The 18045-nt window shown below is 64.6% G+C and carries 12 protein-coding genes; 10 read left to right on the top strand and 2 right to left on the bottom strand.

Features of this window, described 5'->3' with window-relative positions; genetic code table 11:
• Positions 1-98 precede the first annotated feature (98 nt).
• The 3 genes from HDG39_RS08105 to HDG39_RS08115 all read left to right on the top strand — a co-directional run bounded on the left by HDG39_RS08105 (position 99) and on the right by HDG39_RS08115 (position 3194).
• On the top strand, positions 99-866 hold the full coding sequence (locus HDG39_RS08105) for a transporter substrate-binding domain-containing protein (protein WP_184004798.1): 768 nt from the start codon (positions 99-101) through the stop codon (positions 864-866).
• A 37-nt stretch (positions 867-903) separates the two neighbouring features.
• Entirely contained in the window at positions 904-2019 is a 1116-nt protein-coding gene (locus HDG39_RS08110; RefSeq protein WP_184004801.1) for a succinylglutamate desuccinylase/aspartoacylase family protein, read from the top strand.
• Between the two features lie 257 nt (positions 2020-2276).
• Positions 2277-3194, top strand: coding sequence for a dihydrodipicolinate synthase family protein (locus HDG39_RS08115; protein ID WP_184004804.1), 918 nt, complete (start codon positions 2277-2279; stop codon positions 3192-3194).
• A 109-nt stretch (positions 3195-3303) separates the two neighbouring features.
• On the opposite strand, the gene HDG39_RS08120 is transcribed toward HDG39_RS08115, so the two are convergent.
• Entirely contained in the window at positions 3304-5460 is a 2157-nt protein-coding gene (locus HDG39_RS08120) for a phosphocholine-specific phospholipase C (protein WP_184004807.1), read from the bottom strand.
• A 133-nt stretch (positions 5461-5593) separates the two neighbouring features.
• On the opposite strand from HDG39_RS08120, the gene HDG39_RS08125 reads away from it, so the two are divergent.
• The 6 genes from HDG39_RS08125 (at position 5594) to HDG39_RS08150 (ending at position 14515) form a co-directional block, all read left to right on the top strand.
• On the top strand, positions 5594-5950 hold the full coding sequence (locus HDG39_RS08125; RefSeq protein WP_184004809.1) for a hypothetical protein: 357 nt from the start codon (positions 5594-5596) through the stop codon (positions 5948-5950).
• A 145-nt stretch (positions 5951-6095) separates the two neighbouring features.
• Positions 6096-8066 (top strand): amylo-alpha-1,6-glucosidase, encoded by a 1971-nt coding sequence (locus HDG39_RS08130; protein WP_184004812.1) that lies wholly within the window; start codon positions 6096-6098, stop codon positions 8064-8066.
• A gap of 45 nt (positions 8067-8111) precedes the next feature.
• Positions 8112-10922 carry an MGH1-like glycoside hydrolase domain-containing protein gene (locus HDG39_RS08135; RefSeq protein WP_184004815.1) on the top strand — a complete coding sequence of 937 codons (2811 nt, stop codon included), beginning with the start codon at positions 8112-8114 and terminating at the stop codon, positions 10920-10922.
• Between the two features lie 110 nt (positions 10923-11032).
• Positions 11033-12652: a glucose-6-phosphate dehydrogenase gene (gene zwf, locus HDG39_RS08140; protein ID WP_184004819.1), complete on the top strand. Its 1620-nt coding sequence runs from the start codon at positions 11033-11035 to the stop codon at positions 12650-12652.
• Between the two features lie 63 nt (positions 12653-12715).
• Positions 12716-13540, top strand: a complete 825-nt coding sequence (locus HDG39_RS08145) for an ROK family protein (RefSeq protein ID WP_184004822.1) — start codon at positions 12716-12718, stop codon at positions 13538-13540.
• Between the two features lie 408 nt (positions 13541-13948).
• A complete protein-coding gene (locus HDG39_RS08150) occupies positions 13949-14515 on the top strand; it encodes a YbhB/YbcL family Raf kinase inhibitor-like protein (RefSeq protein WP_184004825.1) in 567 nt (188 codons plus the stop codon).
• A 45-nt stretch (positions 14516-14560) separates the two neighbouring features.
• Here HDG39_RS08150 and HDG39_RS08155 read toward each other — a convergent pair whose 3' ends face one another.
• Positions 14561-15556, bottom strand: a complete 996-nt coding sequence (locus tag HDG39_RS08155) for an aldo/keto reductase (RefSeq protein WP_184004828.1) — start codon at positions 15554-15556, stop codon at positions 14561-14563.
• 278 nt (positions 15557-15834) lie between these two features.
• Between HDG39_RS08155 and HDG39_RS08160 the strand changes: the two genes are divergently transcribed.
• Complete coding sequence (locus HDG39_RS08160) at positions 15835-18015, top strand: TonB-dependent receptor (RefSeq protein WP_184004831.1); 2181 nt, start codon at positions 15835-15837, stop codon at positions 18013-18015.
• The last annotated feature ends 30 nt before the right edge of the window (positions 18016-18045 follow it).

Raw genomic sequence — 18045 nt, forward strand, 5'->3', positions numbered from 1 at the left:
GATCGGTAAAAGTGATCATGATAGTCCGAACGGGACTTCTTTGAGGCGCCACAGCGGCTTAGGATCACGCTGTCCTCATCCGCTCATCGTCGCCTTCCATGAAAACTCCACTGATGACTCTCTGCGCCGCGCTGGCTTTCAGCAGCGGCGCGTTCGCCGCTGACGCCAACATGTTGCGCCTCGGCATCGACCCGACCTATCCGCCGATGGACTCGAAGGCGCCCGATGGCAGCCTGAAGGGCTTCGACGTCGATCTCGGCAACGAGATTTGCCGGCGCATGCACGCGCATTGTCAGTGGGTCGAACTCGAGTTTTCGGGCATGATTCCGGCGCTGCAGGCGCGCAAGATCGACGCGGTGCTGTCGTCGATGGCGATCACCGAGAAGCGCGAGCAGCAGATTCTGTTTTCGTCGAAGCTGTTCCAGTTCAAGTCGCGGCTGATCGCGCGGCAAGGCTCGTCGCTCGTGCCTACGGCGAGCGGACTTGCCGGCAAGCAGATCGGCGTGCAGTCGGGCACGCAGTTCGAGGGCTACGCGCTGAAGAACTGGACGCCGCTCGGCGCGAACGTGGTCGCCTACAAGAGCCAGGACGAGGTGTTCGCCGATCTGCGGAACGGCCGGCTCGACGGCGCGTTGCTCGGCACCGTCGAGGCCGATTACGGCTTCCTGCGCACGCCCGCGGGCAAGGGCTTCGCGTTTGTCGGCGAGCCGCTTTCGATGGGAGATCGCGGCGTCGGCATCGGCTTGCGCAAGGACGAAACCGCGGTGCAGGCATCGATCGACGCGGCGATCGCGTCGATGCGCAAAGACGGCACCTATGCGCAGATCGCGAAGAAGTACTTCGACTTCGATCCGTACGGCAATTGATCCACATTTCCAACATTATCTTCGCGGCTTTCCATTCATGAACAGGCAATCGATTCCGCTTCTGTCGCCAGCAATCGGCACGCACCGCGAACTGGTTTCGTTTCATTTCGGCCCGGCCAATAGCGGGCAGAAGATCTATATCCAGGCGTCGCTGCACGCCGACGAAACGCCCGCGATGCTGACCACGGTGCTGCTGAAGCGGCGTCTGCGGGAGCTCGAGGAAGCCGGCGCGCTGAACGCGCAAATCGTGCTCGTGCCGGTGTCGAATCCGGTCGGCCTCAGTCAATACGTGCTCGGGCAGTTCATCGGCCGCTTCGATCTCGGCAGTGGCAAGAACTTCAACCGGCATTTCGTGCAGTTCGCAAAGCTCGTCGCGAATGCAAAAGAGACGCTCGGCGCGGACGCGAACGAGAACCGCCGCATCGTGCGCGAGCTGCTCGCGGCCGAACTCGCGCAACAGAAGCCGCTGACCGAATTCGAGTCGCTGCAACTGGCGCTCTTGAAGTTGTCGTGCGACGCGGACGTCGTGATCGATCTGCATTGCTCGCTCGAAGCGGCGATGCATGTGTACACGAGCGAAGCCGCTTGGGCCGAGTTCGAGCCGCTGTCGCGCTATCTCGGTGCAGAGGCGTCGTTGCTCGCGACCGATTCGGGCGGCGGCGCGTTCGACGAAACCCACAGCCTGCTGTGGTGGACGTTGCAGCAGCAGATGCCGGCGAGCAAGCCGGTTCCGACCGGCTCGATCGCGGTGACGGTCGAATGCCGCGGCCAGCGCGACGTGTCGTATGAAGTCGCGCAACAGGATGCCGACGCGCTCGTCGACTATCTGGTGTGGCGCGGCGCGATTCGGGGCGAGGCCAGGCCGTTGCCGCCGCTGCTGTCGCCGGCGACGCCGCTCGCGGGCAGCGAGCAGTTCTATGCGCCGCTGAGCGGCATTCTCGTGCACCGCGCGAAGATCGGCGACAAGATCCGCGTGGGCCAGCCGCTGTTCGATATCGTCGATCCGCTGACCGACGAGACGACCACGATCGCGAGCCAGACCGAAGGGGTGCTGTACATGCGGCGCGCGATCCGCTTCGTGACGGCTGGTGCGCCGCTCGGTCGCGTGACCGGCACGCGGCCGTTCCGAACGGGCGTATTGCTGGGCGCCTGAGCGCGTAACGGCTATGCCGGACTCGGCATCCAGGGGCTCCCTCGAAGCCTCGCGCGACGGTGCTGACGTGCGCCTCGGCCGCCTTGCCGCGAAGTAGCCGGCACCGCCCGCCCGGCGATCCGGCGCCTCGCCTGTTGTGCGGATTTAATCTCTTTCAGCCACGAAAAAGCCCAAGCCCGCCTCCGGATAAAGGCCGATACTCGTCGTCATACTCAACGTGTGTCGGCGCGGCCGGCTTTTTGAAGGAGACGGACAAAGTGAGCAAGGCTATCCAATGGAGCGGGGTGTTTCCCGCCGTCAGCACCCAGTTCAAGCCGGATTTTTCGCTCGACATCGACGCGACGCACCGCGTGGTCAGCAATCTCGTCAAGGACGGGGTGTCGGGTCTGGTGGTCTGCGGCACGGTTGGCGAAAACACCTCGCTGAGCACGTCGGAAAAACTGCAGGTGATCGAGGCCGCGCGCGACGCGGCTGGCGGCAAGGTGCCGGTCGTCGCGGGTGTCGCCGAGTTCACGACCGAGTTCGCGCGGCAGACGGTGCGTGAAGCCGCGCGTGTCGGCGTCGACGGCGTGATGGTCATGCCGGCGCTCGTCTATTCCGCGAAGCCGCACGAAACCGCCGCGCATTTCCGCTCGGTCGCGACCAGCACCGATCTGCCGGTGATGATCTACAACAACCCGCCGATCTACAAGAACGACGTCACGCCGGACGTGCTGATCGCACTGCAGGACTGCGAGAACATTGTCTGCTTCAAGGATTCGTCGGGCGATACGCGACGCTTCATCGATCTGCGCAACGCGGTGGGCGACCGCTTCGTGCTGTTCGCCGGCCTCGACGACGTCGTCGTCGAAAGCATCGCGGTCGGTGCGCAAGGGTGGGTGTCGGGCATGTCGAACGCGTTCCCGAAGGAGGGCGAGACGCTGTTCCGCCTCGCCACGCAGAAGCGTTTCGATGAAGCGCTGTCGCTGTACCGCTGGTTCATGCCGCTGTTGCACCTCGACGCGCGCCCCGACCTCGTGCAATGCATCAAGCTGTGCGAGGAACTGCTCGGCCGCGGCAGCGCCGTCACGCGTCCGCCGCGCCTCGCGCTGCAAGGCGATGCGCTCGCCGAAGTCAAAGACATCGTCGCCAGAGCGCTCGCCACGCGTCCGGCGCTGCCGGACGTCGGTCTCTAGGCACCGCGTTTCAATACGAGCCTTAAAAAACATCGGCACCCTGTCCGCCACGTAGGCGGGACAGGATGCCGAATCTTACTGCGAGTAAGCGGCGCTGGCGGTTGTTGCCTCAACTCGCGGTCAGCACCGGCGCAACCGCAGCCGGATCGCTGATACTCGGCCGGCCGTTCTCGACGTGACCGGCAAAGCGGCGCGAGAAGCTTGCGTCGTCACTGCTCGTCACCGTCAGGTCGTACCAGTGATGGCTCGACGCAAGCACCCAGCCTTCTTCGATACGCGCATTGGCTGGCACGACCACGGTGCGGGGGCGCGCGCCGTACGCGTTGTCGATCACCGTCAGATGCGCGATGCCGCCGCCGCTGTTGGTGAACTTCAGGAACACGTTGCCATTCGCGACGTCGTATTGCACGGCCACTTCAGGCCGCGCCGGTTGGTTGTCGCCATGAGCGTTGCCATGGCCATTCTGCGTGCTTTGCGTGCTCGCCCGGGTGTTGCCCGCGAACTTGCGCACGAAGCCGTTCGGGCCGAACACGTCGAACGCGTAGACGCCGTTGGTCGTGCTCAGGTCGAACGTGTCGCTGAGCGACTTGCCCGCTTCGACCGTGTAGCGCCACGGACCGTCGGTGCGATTCGTCGCGTACACGTAGAAGTGCGCGCCCTGGTCGCCGGTGTTGCCGATCGTGATTTCGAACGTGTCGTTGCCCGTGTTCGCCGCGCCGTTCACATGCAGTTCGTACGGCAACGCGCGCGCGAAACGGATGCCCGCTTCCTGCGCATCGACCGGAGCCGGCGTCGTCGGCACGGTCGGCTTCGGTTGCGTCTTGCACTGGTTGTCGGCCATGCTGATGTAGTTGCTGGTGTCCGGCAGCGATGGCATCTTCGCATCCGGCGTGCGGAAGTCGAATGCGGTGGTCAGGTCGCCGCACACCGCGCGACGCCATGCCGTGATGTTCGGCTCATGCACGCCGAAGCGCGTTTCGATGAAGCGGATCACCGACGTGTGATCGAACACCTGCGAGCACACGAAGCCGCCCTTGGTCCACGGCGACACGATCGTCATCGGCACGCGCGGGCCGAGGCCGTACGGATAGCCGTCGGCGGTGTAGCTGCCGCCGCGCAGCGGATTGACGACATTGTGGATTTCGCCGTCGGTCGTGACCGTCGACTTTCCCTGGGTGGAGGTCGTCGGCGGTTGCGGCGGCACGAGGTGATCGAAGAAGCCATCGTTCTCGTCGTACATGATGAAGAGCACGGTCTTGCTCCACACCTCGGGGTTCGACGTCAGCGCGTCGAGAATCTGCGACGTGTATTCGGCGCCGTACGCGGGCGTGTAGCTCGGATGCTCCGAGTAGGCGGCCGGCGGGCACAGCCACGACACCTGCGGTAGCCGGTTCGCGAGCACGTCGGCTTTCAGGTCGTCGATCGTGCGCACGGTTTGCGCGCGCTCGTAGAGCGGCGAACCCGGTTGCGCGTTGATGAAGTTCGTGAAGTTCTGCAGGATGTTGGTGCCGTAATTGCCGTTCAGCGGATCGACGCCCGACGTGCCCTGCTGATAGATCTGCCACGAAATGCCCGCGGCCTGCAGACGCTCCGGATACGTGGTCCACGACAGCAACTGATAGTTCGGCGGACCATCGCCGTCGACCCAGTCGTTGTTGTCGAGCAGCGGGCCGCCCATCGTGCCGGTCGGGTCGACCATGCCGGTCATCAGATACGCGCGGTTCGGGTGCGTCGGTCCCGGCAGCGAGCAGAAGTACGCATCGCAGATCGTGAAGGCGTCGGCGAGCGCGTAGTGGAACGGGATGTCGCTACGCAGGTGGTAGCCCATCGTCATGTCGGTCTTGTTGGCGGGCCACTGGTCGTAGCGGCCGCCGTCGATCGCGTAGTGGGTCTTGTACCACGAGTGATCGAGATCGCCGACGCACTGCGCGCTCGTCGTCGCGGTGTTCAGATGGAACGGCAGCACCGGCTTGGTCGGGTCTTCCTTCGACGGCTGATTCCACACCGGCAGGCCGCTCGGCAGCGGAATCGGGAAGCGGTCGTTGTAGCCGCGCACGCCGCGCAGATGGCCGAAGTAGTGGTCGAACGAGCGGTTCTCCTGCATGAACACGACGATGTGCTCGACATCGCGAATCGTGCCCGTGCGCGAAAACGCGGGCACGGCGAGCGCGTTGCGGATCGACTCGGGCAATGCGGTCATCGCGGCGGCGGCGCCCGCGGATGAAGCCACGGTTTGCAGGAAACGGCGACGGCTAGTTGATGTCATCGAATATCACCTTCTGCGTAGGGGAAGAATAGCGCGCGTGAGCGTGCCTTGGGGTGTTTCGTGGTCGGTTACGCGTTGCTCTTGCTGATCAGTTGCGAACTAGTTGTTCGCGCTGTCGCCGGGCGCGTAGCGCATGACCGGCGCGACCTGCTGGCTGTCGGCCGCGAGACTGGCCTGCATGTTTTGCGTGATCGCGTCGGTGGCGGCTGCGCCACTTGCCGCGCTGTTCGCCGTGTTGTCCGCGAATGGTGCTGAGGCGTTGGGAGTCGCCACTGCCGCTGCCGCCATTGCGGGTCGTTGCGCCGCGTCGTTCGGCGCAAGGGCTGTGGTCGTCGCGTTGCTCGTGGAAGAGGAATCGTCCGCGCCGCAACCGTTCAACGCTATCGTGGCAAGCACCAGCAATGCGGCGCTCGCGATGCAACTGATTTTTCTCATGTCTGCATCCGGTTCGATGAAAGCGGGTGCAGTCTCCATTCCTTTCAAGAAATAATTGTGAAACGTTTGCGCCCGGCATAACTTTCGATAAATCGTCGGGTGATCGAAAGAAAATGGAAAGTATCGGGAAGGTCAATGTTCATGGCGCTGCCATCTGCGCTATGTTTGCTGCTTTATCGTTCGCGCATGGGCACGATTCAATGACTCGCATCGATTCACCCATCGACATCTCGCAACTCGAAGACGAATGGCTCGAAGCCGACGGCTTCGGCGGCTTTGCTTCGGGCACGGTCGGCATGTTGCGCACGCGCCGCTACCATGCGCTGCTGCTAGCCGCGACGCGCGCGCCGGGCGGGCGCATGGTGCTCGTCAACGGCATCGAGGCGTGGGTCGAGGCGGGGGGCGAGCGCTTCGCGTTGACCATGCAACGCTATGGGCCTGACGTGATCTATCCGGATCTGCGCGGCCGCCTTGCCAGCTTCGACACCGCGCCGTGGCCGACATGGCGCATTCAACTCGGTGCGCACGCGGCGATGATCGCCGACGTGTTCGTCAGCAAAGCGACGTGCGAAACGGCATTGCGCTGGCGGCTCGAAGGCGGCGAACTCGATGCGCCCGTGCTGAAGATCAGACCGCTGCTGTCGGGCCGTGACTATCATGCGTTGCATCACGAGAATCCGGCCTTCAACTTCGGCGCGCAAGTCAGCGCCGATCAATCGTGCGCGAGCTGGCAACCGTATGGCGGACTGCCGGTCGTGCGAGCGGCGACCAACGGCGCCTATACGCAGGCGCCCGACTGGTATCGCAACTTCTGCTACGTGCGCGAGCAGGAGCGCGGTCTCGATTGCAGCGAAGATCTCGCGACGCCCGGCGTGTTCAGCTTCGATCTCGCGGGGGGCGACGCGGTGATGATTCTGAGCGCGTCGAGCACGTCCGCCACCGAATGCGCGAACGACAAAGCCCAAACCACCGACCACGCCGCCCAACTCGCCCACACCGAACAACAACGCCGCGCCGCACTCGGCTCGCGCCTGCAACGTTCGGCCGACGCCTACGTCGTCACGCGCAACGAAGGCCGCACGATCCTCGCGGGCTTTCCGTGGTTCACCGACTGGGGCCGCGACACGTTCATCGCGATGCGCGGCCTGCTGATCGCGTCGAACCGTCTCGACGATGCCGAAGCGATCCTGCTCGAATGGTCGGGCACGCTGTCCGAAGGCATGCTGCCGAACCGCTTCCCCGACTACGGCGACGCGCCCGAATACAACTCGGTCGACGCGTCGCTATGGTTCATCGTCGCGGTTCACGACTATCTGGCGACGCCGCATGCAGGCGCGCAAACGCGCGCGCATCTGCAGCAGGCCGCCGAAACGATCCTGACCGGCTACACGAACGGCACGCGCTTCAACATCGGCGTGTGCGCGGACGACGGCCTGCTGCGCGCCGGCATCCCCGGCGTGCAACTGACATGGATGGACGCGAAAGTCGGCGACTGGGTCGTCACACCGCGCATCGGCAAGCCGGTCGAAGTGCAGGCGCTGTGGATCAACGCGCTGCGAATCGCGTCAGCATGGAACCCGCAGTGGCGGCAAGCTGCCGAGCGCGCGACGCTCGCGTTTCGCCGGCGCTTCGTCGATCCGGCCACTCAGGCGCTGTTCGATAACGTCGACGTCGATCATGTGCCGGGCACGGTCGACCGCTCGATCCGGCCGAATCAGATCTTCGCGGTCGGCGGCCTGCCGTTTCCGCTGCTCGAAGGCGCGACGGCGCGCGCGGTGGTGGGTCAGGTCGAAGCGCAATTGCTGACGCCGCTCGGCCTGCGCACGCTCGCGCCGTCCGATCCCGCCTATCGCGGCCGCTACGGCGGCGCGCCGCGCGAACGCGACGGCGCCTATCACCAGGGCACCGCGTGGTTGTGGCTGATCGGCCCGTGCGTCGAAGCGTGGCTGCGAGTGAATGGCGCGAGTGCCGATAATCTCGCGCAGGCGAGGGCGCGTTTTCTCGCCCCGCTGTACGCGCATCTCGATCACGCGGGCCTCGATCACCTGTCCGAGATCGCCGCCGGCGACGCGCCGCACGCGCCCGCCGGCACGCCGTTCCAGGCCTGGTCGCTAGGCGAATTGCTGCGCGTCGAAAGTCTGCTTGCCCGGTTCGAGCACAACGGCTCGTAAACCGCGCTACGATGTGGGTCCCACCGCTAGGGCAAGGACGTTTTCATGCCACCGCTGCGCGCTGCCAATCTGCTCGCCACGATCGAAGGTTCCCGCGTGCATTCGCCCGAATGCGGCCACTGGCAGCGCTGGGGGCCGTATCTGAGCGAGCGCCAGTGGGGCACGGTGCGCGAGGACTACAGCGCGAACGGCACCGCCTGGGACTCGTTTCCGCACGACCATGCGCGCAGCCGCGCCTACCGCTGGGGCGAAGACGGCATCGCCGGTTTCGGCGACGACCGGCTCAGCTGGTGCGTGTCGCTCGCGCTGTGGAACCGCAAGGACCCGATCATCAAGGAGCGCCTGTTCGGCCTGACGAACTCGCAGGGCAATCACGGCGAGGACGTCAAGGAGCTGTACTTCTATCTGGACGGCACGCCCACGCATTCCTACATGCGCATGCTGTACAAGTACCCGCATGCGGCCTATCCCTACCAGGACCTGATCGACGAAAACGCGCGCCGCGGCGGCGATATGCCAGAGTACGAAGTACTCGATACCGGCGTGTTCGACGATCAGCGCTATTTCGACGTCCAGATCGAATACGCGAAGCACACGCCCGACGACATCGTGATGCGTGTGACGATCGAAAATCGCGCGGACGAAGCGGCGTCGCTCGATGTGCTGCCGCAAATCTGGGCGCGCAACTCGTGGTCGTGGAAAGAGAACAAGGACAAGCCGAAGCTCGTCGCCGGTACCGGTCATGACGGCGCGGTGCGCCTGCTTGGCCATCACCATGTGCACGAACCGATCGTCGTGACCGCGTGGTCGAAGGACGCGCCGCAACTCGCGTGGCTGTTCTGCGAGAACGACACCAACGTGAAGCGGCTGTTCGGCATGGACGGCGCGGGCCCGTTCAAGGACGGCTTCAACGACTACCTCGTGCACGGCGACGCGAACGCCATCCGTCACGACGCGGGCACCCGGGCCGCCGCGCATGCGGCGCTCGAGTTCGGGCCGCACGGACGCGCGGTCGTGTATCTGCGCTGGCACCCGCAATCGGCGACCGATGAAGCGCCATTCGATGCCGACGCGTTGATCGCACGCCGCCTTGCCGAAGCCGACGAATTCTATGGCGCATTGCAACACGAGATCACCGACCCCGATGCGCGTCTCGTGCAACGTCAGGCGCTCGCCGGCATGCTGTGGTCGAAGCAGTACTACCAGTACGACGTGCAGCGCTGGCTCGACGGCGATCCGCTGCAACCGGGCCCGCCCGCCGCGCGCAGGCACGGCCGCAACACCGACTGGCGGCATCTGTGCAACGCGGACATCGTGTCGATGCCGGACAAGTGGGAGTACCCGTGGTACGCGTCTTGGGACCTCGCGTTTCATGCGGCCGCGTTCGCGCTGATCGATCCGGCGTTCGCCAAGAAGCAGTTGCTGCTGCTCGTGAAGGACCGCTATCAGCACCCGAATGGCCAGTTGCCCGCTTACGAATGGGCGTTGAGCGACGCGAACCCGCCGGTCCATGCATGGGCCGCGTGGCGCGTGTACGAGATCGACCGCGCGCTGACCGGCAAGGCGGACCGCGATTTTCTGGAGCTCGTGTTTCACAAGCTGCTGCTGAATTTCTCGTGGTGGGTGAATCGCAAGGACGCCGACGGCCACAATATTTTTCAGGGCGGTTTTCTCGGGCTCGACAACGTCGGCATCTTCGACCGCTCGTCGCCGCTGCCCACCGGCGGCCACATCGACCAGGCCGACGGCACCGCGTGGATGGCCGCGTATGCGCTCGACCTGATGCGTATCGCGCTCGAACTCGCCTACGCGAACCATGTGTTCGTCGATATTGGCGTGAAGTTCTTCGAGCACTTCCTGTACATCGCGGAAGCGGTCAGTTGCGACGACGGCTGCGACACGGGCCTGTGGGACAGCGAGGACGAATTCTTCTACGACAAGTTGCGCCTGCCCGACGGCAGCAACATGCCGATGCGCGTTCGCTCGATCGTCGGACTGATACCGCTGTTCGCCGTGCACGTGCTCGAGGAGCGTCTGCACGGCGGCCTGCCGGGCTTGCGCGAGCGCCTCGTGTGGTTTCTCGAGCATCGGCCCGATCTCGCGAAGCTGGTGTCGCGCTGGAACGAGCCCGGCAAGGGCAACGCGCTTTTGCTGTCGCTGCTGCGCGGGCATCGGATGAAGGCGTTGTTACGGCGCGCGCTCGACGAAAGTGAATTTCTTTCCGATCACGGCGTGCGGGCGTTATCGCGTTGCCATCGCGATCATCCGTTCGTGTACCAGCACAACGGCAACAGCTTCTGCGTGAAGTATCTGCCGGCCGAATCCGATACCCGTGTGTTCGGCGGCAATTCGAACTGGCGCGGGCCGGTGTGGATGCCGGTCAACTATCTGCTGATCGAATCGCTGTACGAGTTTCATCGCTATTACGGCGATGATTTCCGCGTCGAGTATCCGACTGGGTCGGGCCAGAAGTTCTCGTTGAACGAAATCGCCAACGAACTCGCGCGCCGCGCGACCACACTGTTCCTGAAGGACAAAAACGGCGAGCGGCCGGTGATGGGTGCGTATCCGCTGCTGCAGGCGGACCCGCGTTCGCAGGATCTGATCCTGTTCCATGAGTATTTTCATGGCGATAACGGTCGTGGCGTCGGGGCTTCGCATCAGACCGGCTGGACCGGGCTCGTCGCGTTGCTGTTGCAGCCGCGCGCGATGGCGGCATCGGGCAACGTGCCGCTGGCGGGGGAACCGGCGCTGGCGCCCGCGCCGATTCCGGTGCCGGCGGCTTCTGCATCCGCGGTAACGCCGGCGGTGGCGAAAGAACCGGTACCGTCGCTCGCGGCCACGACGACGAAGTAAGCACGCCGCGCGCTCACGCGCGAACGCGATTGAACTGTGCGGCAGCGCCCGTGGTCTTTCATGTATCGCCGCGTTCGTTCTATCGGCTTACCGAGGTCCAAGTGAATCCCATGTCGACCACACCGAACCCTTCCGCTTCTCCCGATCAACCCAACGCAACGCCCGCGCTGAGCTGCAAGCTCAGCGCGAACCGGTACGACGCCCTGTCGTCGCCGGCCGGCAAGAAGCCCGCGCCGCCGTGCACGCTCGTGATCTTCGGCGCGGGCGGCGATCTGACCAAACGTCTGTTGATGCCGGCGCTCTACAACCTCGCGGTCGATGACCTGCTCGACGACAGCATGAAGATCATCGGCGTCAATCACGGCGAGCGCGAAACGCGCGAATGGTGCGACGATCTGCATACCTCGCTGCAGAAGTTCGCCGCCGACAAGGCCAGCACCTTTCACGCCGGCAAGCTCGACGACAACGCATGGAACTGGGTCGCGCAGCGCCTCGAATACATGGCGGGCGAGTTCGAATCCGACGATACGTTCGCGAAGCTGAAGCAGAAGCTCGATCAGTCGAAAGGCGGTAACGCGATCTTCTACCTCGCGGTCGGCGCGCGTTTTTTCAAACCGATCGCCGACCGGCTCGGCAAAGCCGGCCTGCTGAAGGAAGGCGACGGCGCGAACGGCGGCTTTCGGCGTCTCGTGATCGAGAAGCCGTTCGGCACCGATCTCGCGTCGGCGCGCGATCTGAACGCGCACATCCTGTCGTATGCGCGGGAGTCGCAGGTGTACCGCATCGATCATTTTCTCGGCAAGGACACCGTGCAGAGCATCCTCGCGGTGCGCTTCGCGAATGCGATGTTCGAGCCGATCTGGCGGCGCGAGTACATCGATTGCGTGCAGATCACGGCGGCGGAAACGATCGGCGTCGAGGGGCGCGGCAGGTTCTACGAGCAGACCGGCGCGTTTCGCGACATGGTGCCGAACCACCTGTTCCAGCTGCTCGGCATCGTCGCGATGGAGCCGCCGAATTCGTTCGACGCCGAAGCCGTGCGAAACAAGAAGGCCGAGCTGTTCGACGCAATCCAGCCGCTGACGCCCGCCGACGTCGTCTTCGGCCAGTACGAAAAAGGGCCAGCCGGCGTGGGCTATCGCGAGGAGCCCGACGTCGCGCCCGGCAGCACGACGGAAACCTACGCGGCGGCGCGCGTGTTCGTCGAGAACTGGCGCTGGGCCGGCGTGCCGTTCTATCTGCGTACCGGCAAGCGGCTCGCGGTGCGCCGCACCGAGGTTTCGGTGCAGCTGAAGCCGGTGCCGTTCCGCCTGTTCCGCGATACGCCGGTCAACGCATTGACGCCGAACGTGCTGACCATTCGCATCGATCCCGAGCACGGCTCGAGCTTCGATTTCAACGTGAAGGTGCCGGGGCCGGTGATGCAGGTCGGTCCGGTACAGTGGTCGTTCAACTATGGCGACTTCTTTGCGGAAAGCGCGAACGTCGGCTACGAGACGCTGCTGTACGACTGCATGCTTGGCGACGCGACGTTGTTTCAGCGCGCCGACAGCATCGAGACGAGCTGGTGCGCGGTCGACGACGTGCTGCATCCGAGGAGTGGCGGCGCGGTTGCCGTGCGCGGCTATGCGGCCGGCAGCGACGGGCCGGCCGAAGCCGACGCGCTGCTCGCGCGCGATGGCCACGCGTGGCGCCCGTTGCAGCAGAAAGCGCCCGGTGGCAAGTCGTAGCGGCACCTTTGAACCAACCCGCAAACACGCATCACAACCGCCTCAACACAATCGGGAGACATCGTGGCAACACGCAATAAGAACGCAGTGAAACGGAATGTGCCGAAAAGCGGCAGCGAGCACATCCTCGCGATCGATGTCGGCGGCACCGGCCTGAAGGCCGCGATCATCGACGCCGACGGGCAGATGAATACCGAGCGTGTGCGCGTTGCGACGCCGCATCCGTGCACGCCGGATCAGCTGGTGGACGCGCTCGCGCAACTCGTGGCTCCGCTCATCGAGCAGGTGCGGCCCGTCTGTATCTCGATCGGGTTTCCGGGTGTCGTGCGCAACAACCGCATTCTGACCGCGCCGCACTTCGGCATCGAAGGATGGCACGACATTGCGCTCGCGGATTCGCTCGCGCAGCGCCTGGGCGGACTGCCGGTGCGGATGATCAACGACGCCGAAATGCAAGGCTTCGCGGCGATCGAAGGCCACGGCCTCGAATTCGTGCTGACGCTCGGCACCGGCGCCGGCACCGCGATGTTTCGCGATGGCGAGCTGATGCCGCATCTGGAGCTCGCGCATCATCCGGTCAGCAAGAAGGGCGTCGCGTACGACGAATACATCGGCGAGGCCGCGCGCGAGCAGATCGGCAACAAGCGTTGGAGCCGGCGTGTCGAGAAGGTGATCGGCATTCTCGAGTCACTGGTCAATTACGACAAGCTGTGGATCGGCGGCGGCAACGCGGCGCGCATCAAGTTTTCGCTGCCGGCGAACGTGGCGACCGTATCGAACGACGCGGGGATCGAGGGCGGCGCGAAATTGTGGCATCCGCTGTCGGTGCGCGAGACGCGACAGTATCCGGAGGCGACGCAGAAGACGGGGCGGTTCAAGCCGAAGTGAGAGGGTGGGCTGGGCGGATGACGAGCGGCGGTTCGGTGATGTCCAGCGGCCAATCGGAAAACGTGAAGGGCAGCGAAATGACGCGGCCCGAGTTCGTATCGATTGCCGCCGCCATCACGCAGCCGGCACCGCATCTCCACGTAGCGAGAACGTAGTGGCCCGCGAAGTTGATCGGCTCCTTTGCGGCTTCACGAAGAATGCTGCGGTAATGACGTGCCGTCGCGTCCGTGAATATCATGCGTGGCATCGCAGCGTGCCTGGACTCGACAGTGGCGGGACAATCCTCAAACCTGAGAACCGATTCCGCAAGGGCCAAACCGGATACTGCGCCGAACATCAATGTGGCAATGATAGTTGCTCTCTGAACTGCAAAGCTCTCAACGGCACGTCCAACCCCGCAGACTCCCAATGACTCGCATCCCCCTGAACCTCGCGCGGCGCCTCCTCTCCGTCGGCGCGTGCGCGCTGCTCGCTTACGCGAGCGCGCATGCGTATGCGGCACAGGCCTTCGCGGTGTCGTCGCCGGGACTGGCCGATGGCGGCACGCTCAACGCAAGCCACGCGGCGAGCGCGAACAATTGCGGCGGCGGCAACGTGTCGCCAGCGCTGCAATGGCATAACGCGCCGGCCGGCACGAAAAGTTTCGCGGTGACGATCTTCGATCCCGACGGCGCGAAAGGCCTCGGCATCGTGCACTGGATCGTCTATGGCATCGCGCCTGCCACGACCGGACTCGCCGATGGCGAAGCCGCGCCGGCGGGCAGCGTCGCCGGCACGAATCGCACCGGCGGCCTCGGCTATTACGGCCCGTGTCCGCCCGTCGGCGAGGTACCGCATCACTACGTGGCGCAGGTCTATGCGCTCGATCTGCCGCCCGACGCGTTGCCGGCCGGCTTGACGCGCGACGCGTTCCACGCCGCGATCAAGGACCACGTGCTCGCCGCGACGAGCATCGTGCTGCGCTACGGACGATGAAGACGCGGCCGAACGCCGGGCCGCGCTTGATCTGCCGGCGGGCGCCTAGCGCGCCGCGTCCCCCCAGCGATACTGCACGCTCGCTTCATCGAGCTGGGTCTTGATCGCGGCGTCGAGCGTGAACCCGGCCGCCGCGAGCGTATCGCTCAACTGCTCCGCGCGGCTCGCACCAATGATCGCCGACGTAATCAGCGGATTCGCGAGCACCCACGCAAGCGACACCTTCGTCAGCGATTCGCCGGTCGGCGCGACGATCGCCTTCAGCCTTTCGATCGTGTCGAACTCGCGCTCATGCCAGTAGCGCTCCTGATACATCGCGCCAGCCTTGCCGACGCTTTCGGTGAAGCGCCCTTCGGCGGGCGTCGCGTCGAGCCGGTGCTTGCCGCTCAGCAGTCCGCCCGCGAGCGGGTTATACGGCATCACGGCCAGCTGCTCCTCGGTGGCCAGCGGCAGCAGCTCGCGCTCGATCTGGCGAAACAGCAGGTTGTAGCGCGGCTGGACCGACACGAAGCGCGCGACGCGTAGCACGTCCGCGCGCCCCAGTGCGCGCGCGAGCCGGTAGGCGAGAAAGTTCGACACGCCGATATAGCGCGCCTTGCCCGAGCGCACGATCGCATCGAGCGCTTCGAGCGTCTCGTCGAGCGGGGTCTTCGCGTCATCGGAATGGAGCTGGTACAGGTCGACGTAGTCGGTGCCGAGGCGCTGCAAGGACGCGTCGATCGCATCGAGCAGGTGCTTGCGCGACGCGCCCTGGTCCCACGCGGCGGGCCCCATCTTGCCGACCGCCTTGGTCGCGACGATGAAGCGCTCGCGTTTGCCCTTCAGCCAGCGTCCGACGATTTCCTCGGTGCGTCCGGCCAGATTTTCGTCGCCGCCGAGCGGATAGACGTTCGCGGTATCGATGAAATTGACACCGGCGTCCGCGGCCGTGTCGAGGATGCGGTGCGATGCGGCTTCTTCGGTTTGCAGCCCGAAGGTCATGGTGCCGAGACACAGGCGCGAAACGGTCAGGCCGGTGCGGCCGAATTGGCGATATTGCATAAAGTCGACTCCAGAGGGGAAGAAAAGCGCTGCCGAAGCGATAAAACTACGGTGTTGTAAAAAGGATAAACCGAGTCGCGATTCGGTGTGCCTGACGCACGCCGGGATTGCTGACTTCCAGCAGATATGAAATGATAGCGATTCTCATTTAAACCTAGCCAGCCATCCCGTCACCTCCATCTCACACAACGGAGAGCGGCAGCCAGCCATTTGCGGCTTTGTCATGAATTCGACGTCGGTGATGCGAATTTGACAAACGCATTTCTGACGGGATTTCCATGCTCAATCACACGCCGCTCGCGACAGCGCTAGCGCTCGCTTTTGCCATTCCTTTGGCGACCCCGGCGCTCGCGCAAAGCGCACCGCAGAACGCACAAACCAGCGCACGGAACGACACACCCGCCGCCGCGCAGACGCTGCCGACCATCGGCGTGCAGGCTCAGGCCGTTCAGCAGGACTTCCAGGCCGACCGTGCGACCGTCGGCGCGAAGACGCCGACCGCGCTGCGCGACATTCCGCAGACCGTCACCGTGATCAATCGCGACCTGCTCGCCTCGCAGGGCGCGACGTCGTTTACGGACGCGCTGCGCAACGCGCCCGGCGTGACGATCGGCGCGGCCGAAGGTGGCCAGATCGGCAACAACATCAACCTGCGCGGCTTCACCGCGCAGAACGACATCTATCTGGACGGCTTTCGGGACCGCAACCAGTACTACCGCGACACGTTCGACCTCGAGTCGCTCGAGGTGCTGTACGGTCCGTCGTCGATGCTGTTCGGCCGCGGCTCGACCGGCGGCGTGATCAACCAGGTCAGCAAGAAGGCGAACCTGACGGACTCGGCGGAAGTCTCCGGCATGATCGGCACCGACGACCGCTACCGCTCCACCGTCGACGTGAACCACAAGCTTACCGACACCTCGGCGATCCGCCTCAATGCATTCGGCCAGAGCCTCGGCTCGACGCGCGACGTGATGAAGAACAAGGACTTCGGCGTCGCGCCGGAACTGCGCTTCGGCATCGGCACGCCGACCGAGATCACGCTGTCGGCGCTGATCCAGCGCAACCACGACATGCCCGACTACGGCATCCAGGCGCTGAACGGCCGCCCGTCGCCGGTGCCGAAGAACACGTTCTACGGTTTGACCAGCGACCGCACGATCCAGGACGTGCAGATCTTCACCGCGGCGATCAAGCACAAGTTCTCCGACGCCCTGACCCTGACGAACCAGACGCAGATCTCGCACTCCATGACCGACGCGCGCGAAACCGCGCCGCAAGCGGTGCTGACCGGACCGCTGTCGTCCAGCACAGCGTTGACCAACGGTAACTTCACGACGCTGTCGCCGTCGCAGCTGTTCATCAAGCTGCAGAGTCATGACCGCGTGATCCAGAATCATGCGATCTACAACGACACGATGCTCGAATACAAATTCGACACCGGACCGATCAGGCACGACCTGATCGCCGGTGTCGAAGTGGGCCACGACAGCTATACGAACCAGGCGTACACGCGCAACAACCTGCCGATCGTGCCGATGCTCAATCCGCCGATCATGGGCACGCCGTCGAACGTGACGACGACGGTCGGCAACTACGCCGATTCGAGCGCGAACGAAATTGCCGCTTACCTGAACGACACGATCACGCTGACGCCGCACTGGAAGCTGATCGGCGGTGTGCGCTGGGATCGTTTCTCGGCGGGAATCCGCAATACGATTAGCGCGCCGGCTTATGCGAGCCAGACCAACTACTTCACGAGCGTGCGCGCCGGCGTCATCTACCAGCCGACCGACTGGCAGTCGTACTACGTGTCGTACGGCACGTCGTTCAACCCGTCGCTCGAAAACCTGACGGTCACGAACCGCACTCAGAACCTCGCGCCGGAATCGACGAAGTCGTATGAAATCGGCGGCAAGTGGGATCTGTTCGCCGGCAACATTTCGGTGACCTCGGCGATCTTCCGCGAGGAAAAGGACAACGCGCGCACGCAGGTGTCACCGACCGAATACCAGCTGGCCGGCAACATTCGCGTCGACGGCTTCCAGGCGAGCGTGACGGGGCACATCACCGACAAGTGGCAGATTTTCGGCGGCTACACGTACATGGACGCCACGATCCTGAAAGCGGCCGACGGCACGCAGGGCCACACGCCGGCCAACACGCCGCGCAACACGCTGACGTTCTGGACCACGTACGCGATCACGCCGCATTGGGAAATCGGCGGCGGTCCGATCTACATGTCGCCACGTTATGCGTCGAATACGAACTACGTGAGGGTGCCGGGCTACACGCGCTGGGACGCGACCGCGGCCTATCACGCGAAGAAGTACGACGTGCGCCTGAACCTGCTGAACCTCACCAACAAGTACTACTACGACGCGTTGATTCCGTCGGACGGCGGACGTTCGGTGCCGGGCATCGGCCGCACGCTGCTCGCGACGTTCAACTACCGCTTTTGATACGCGCTTTTGATGCGCACTGAGCGCAAG

Source organism: Paraburkholderia lebeckiae (assembly GCF_014201005.1).
In the GTDB taxonomy this organism is placed as follows: domain Bacteria; phylum Pseudomonadota; class Gammaproteobacteria; order Burkholderiales; family Burkholderiaceae; genus Paraburkholderia; species Paraburkholderia tuberum.

Coding starts and splice junctions, on each gene's coding strand:
- HDG39_RS08125 (WP_184004809.1), top strand. CDS start 5,594: ATGACCGGCGCGACCTGCTGGCTGTCGGCCGCGAGACTGGCCTGCATG.
- HDG39_RS08155 (WP_184004828.1), bottom strand. CDS start 15,556: ATGCAATATCGCCAATTCGGCCGCACCGGCCTGACCGTTTCGCGCCTG.
- HDG39_RS08150 (WP_184004825.1), top strand. CDS start 13,949: ATGACTCGCATCCCCCTGAACCTCGCGCGGCGCCTCCTCTCCGTCGGC.
- HDG39_RS08130 (WP_184004812.1), top strand. CDS start 6,096: ATGACTCGCATCGATTCACCCATCGACATCTCGCAACTCGAAGACGAA.
- HDG39_RS08105 (WP_184004798.1), top strand. CDS start 99: ATGAAAACTCCACTGATGACTCTCTGCGCCGCGCTGGCTTTCAGCAGC.
- zwf (WP_184004819.1), top strand. CDS start 11,033: ATGTCGACCACACCGAACCCTTCCGCTTCTCCCGATCAACCCAACGCA.
- HDG39_RS08110 (WP_184004801.1), top strand. CDS start 904: ATGAACAGGCAATCGATTCCGCTTCTGTCGCCAGCAATCGGCACGCAC.
- HDG39_RS08135 (WP_184004815.1), top strand. CDS start 8,112: ATGCCACCGCTGCGCGCTGCCAATCTGCTCGCCACGATCGAAGGTTCC.
- HDG39_RS08160 (WP_184004831.1), top strand. CDS start 15,835: ATGCTCAATCACACGCCGCTCGCGACAGCGCTAGCGCTCGCTTTTGCC.
- HDG39_RS08120 (WP_184004807.1), bottom strand. CDS start 5,460: ATGACATCAACTAGCCGTCGCCGTTTCCTGCAAACCGTGGCTTCATCC.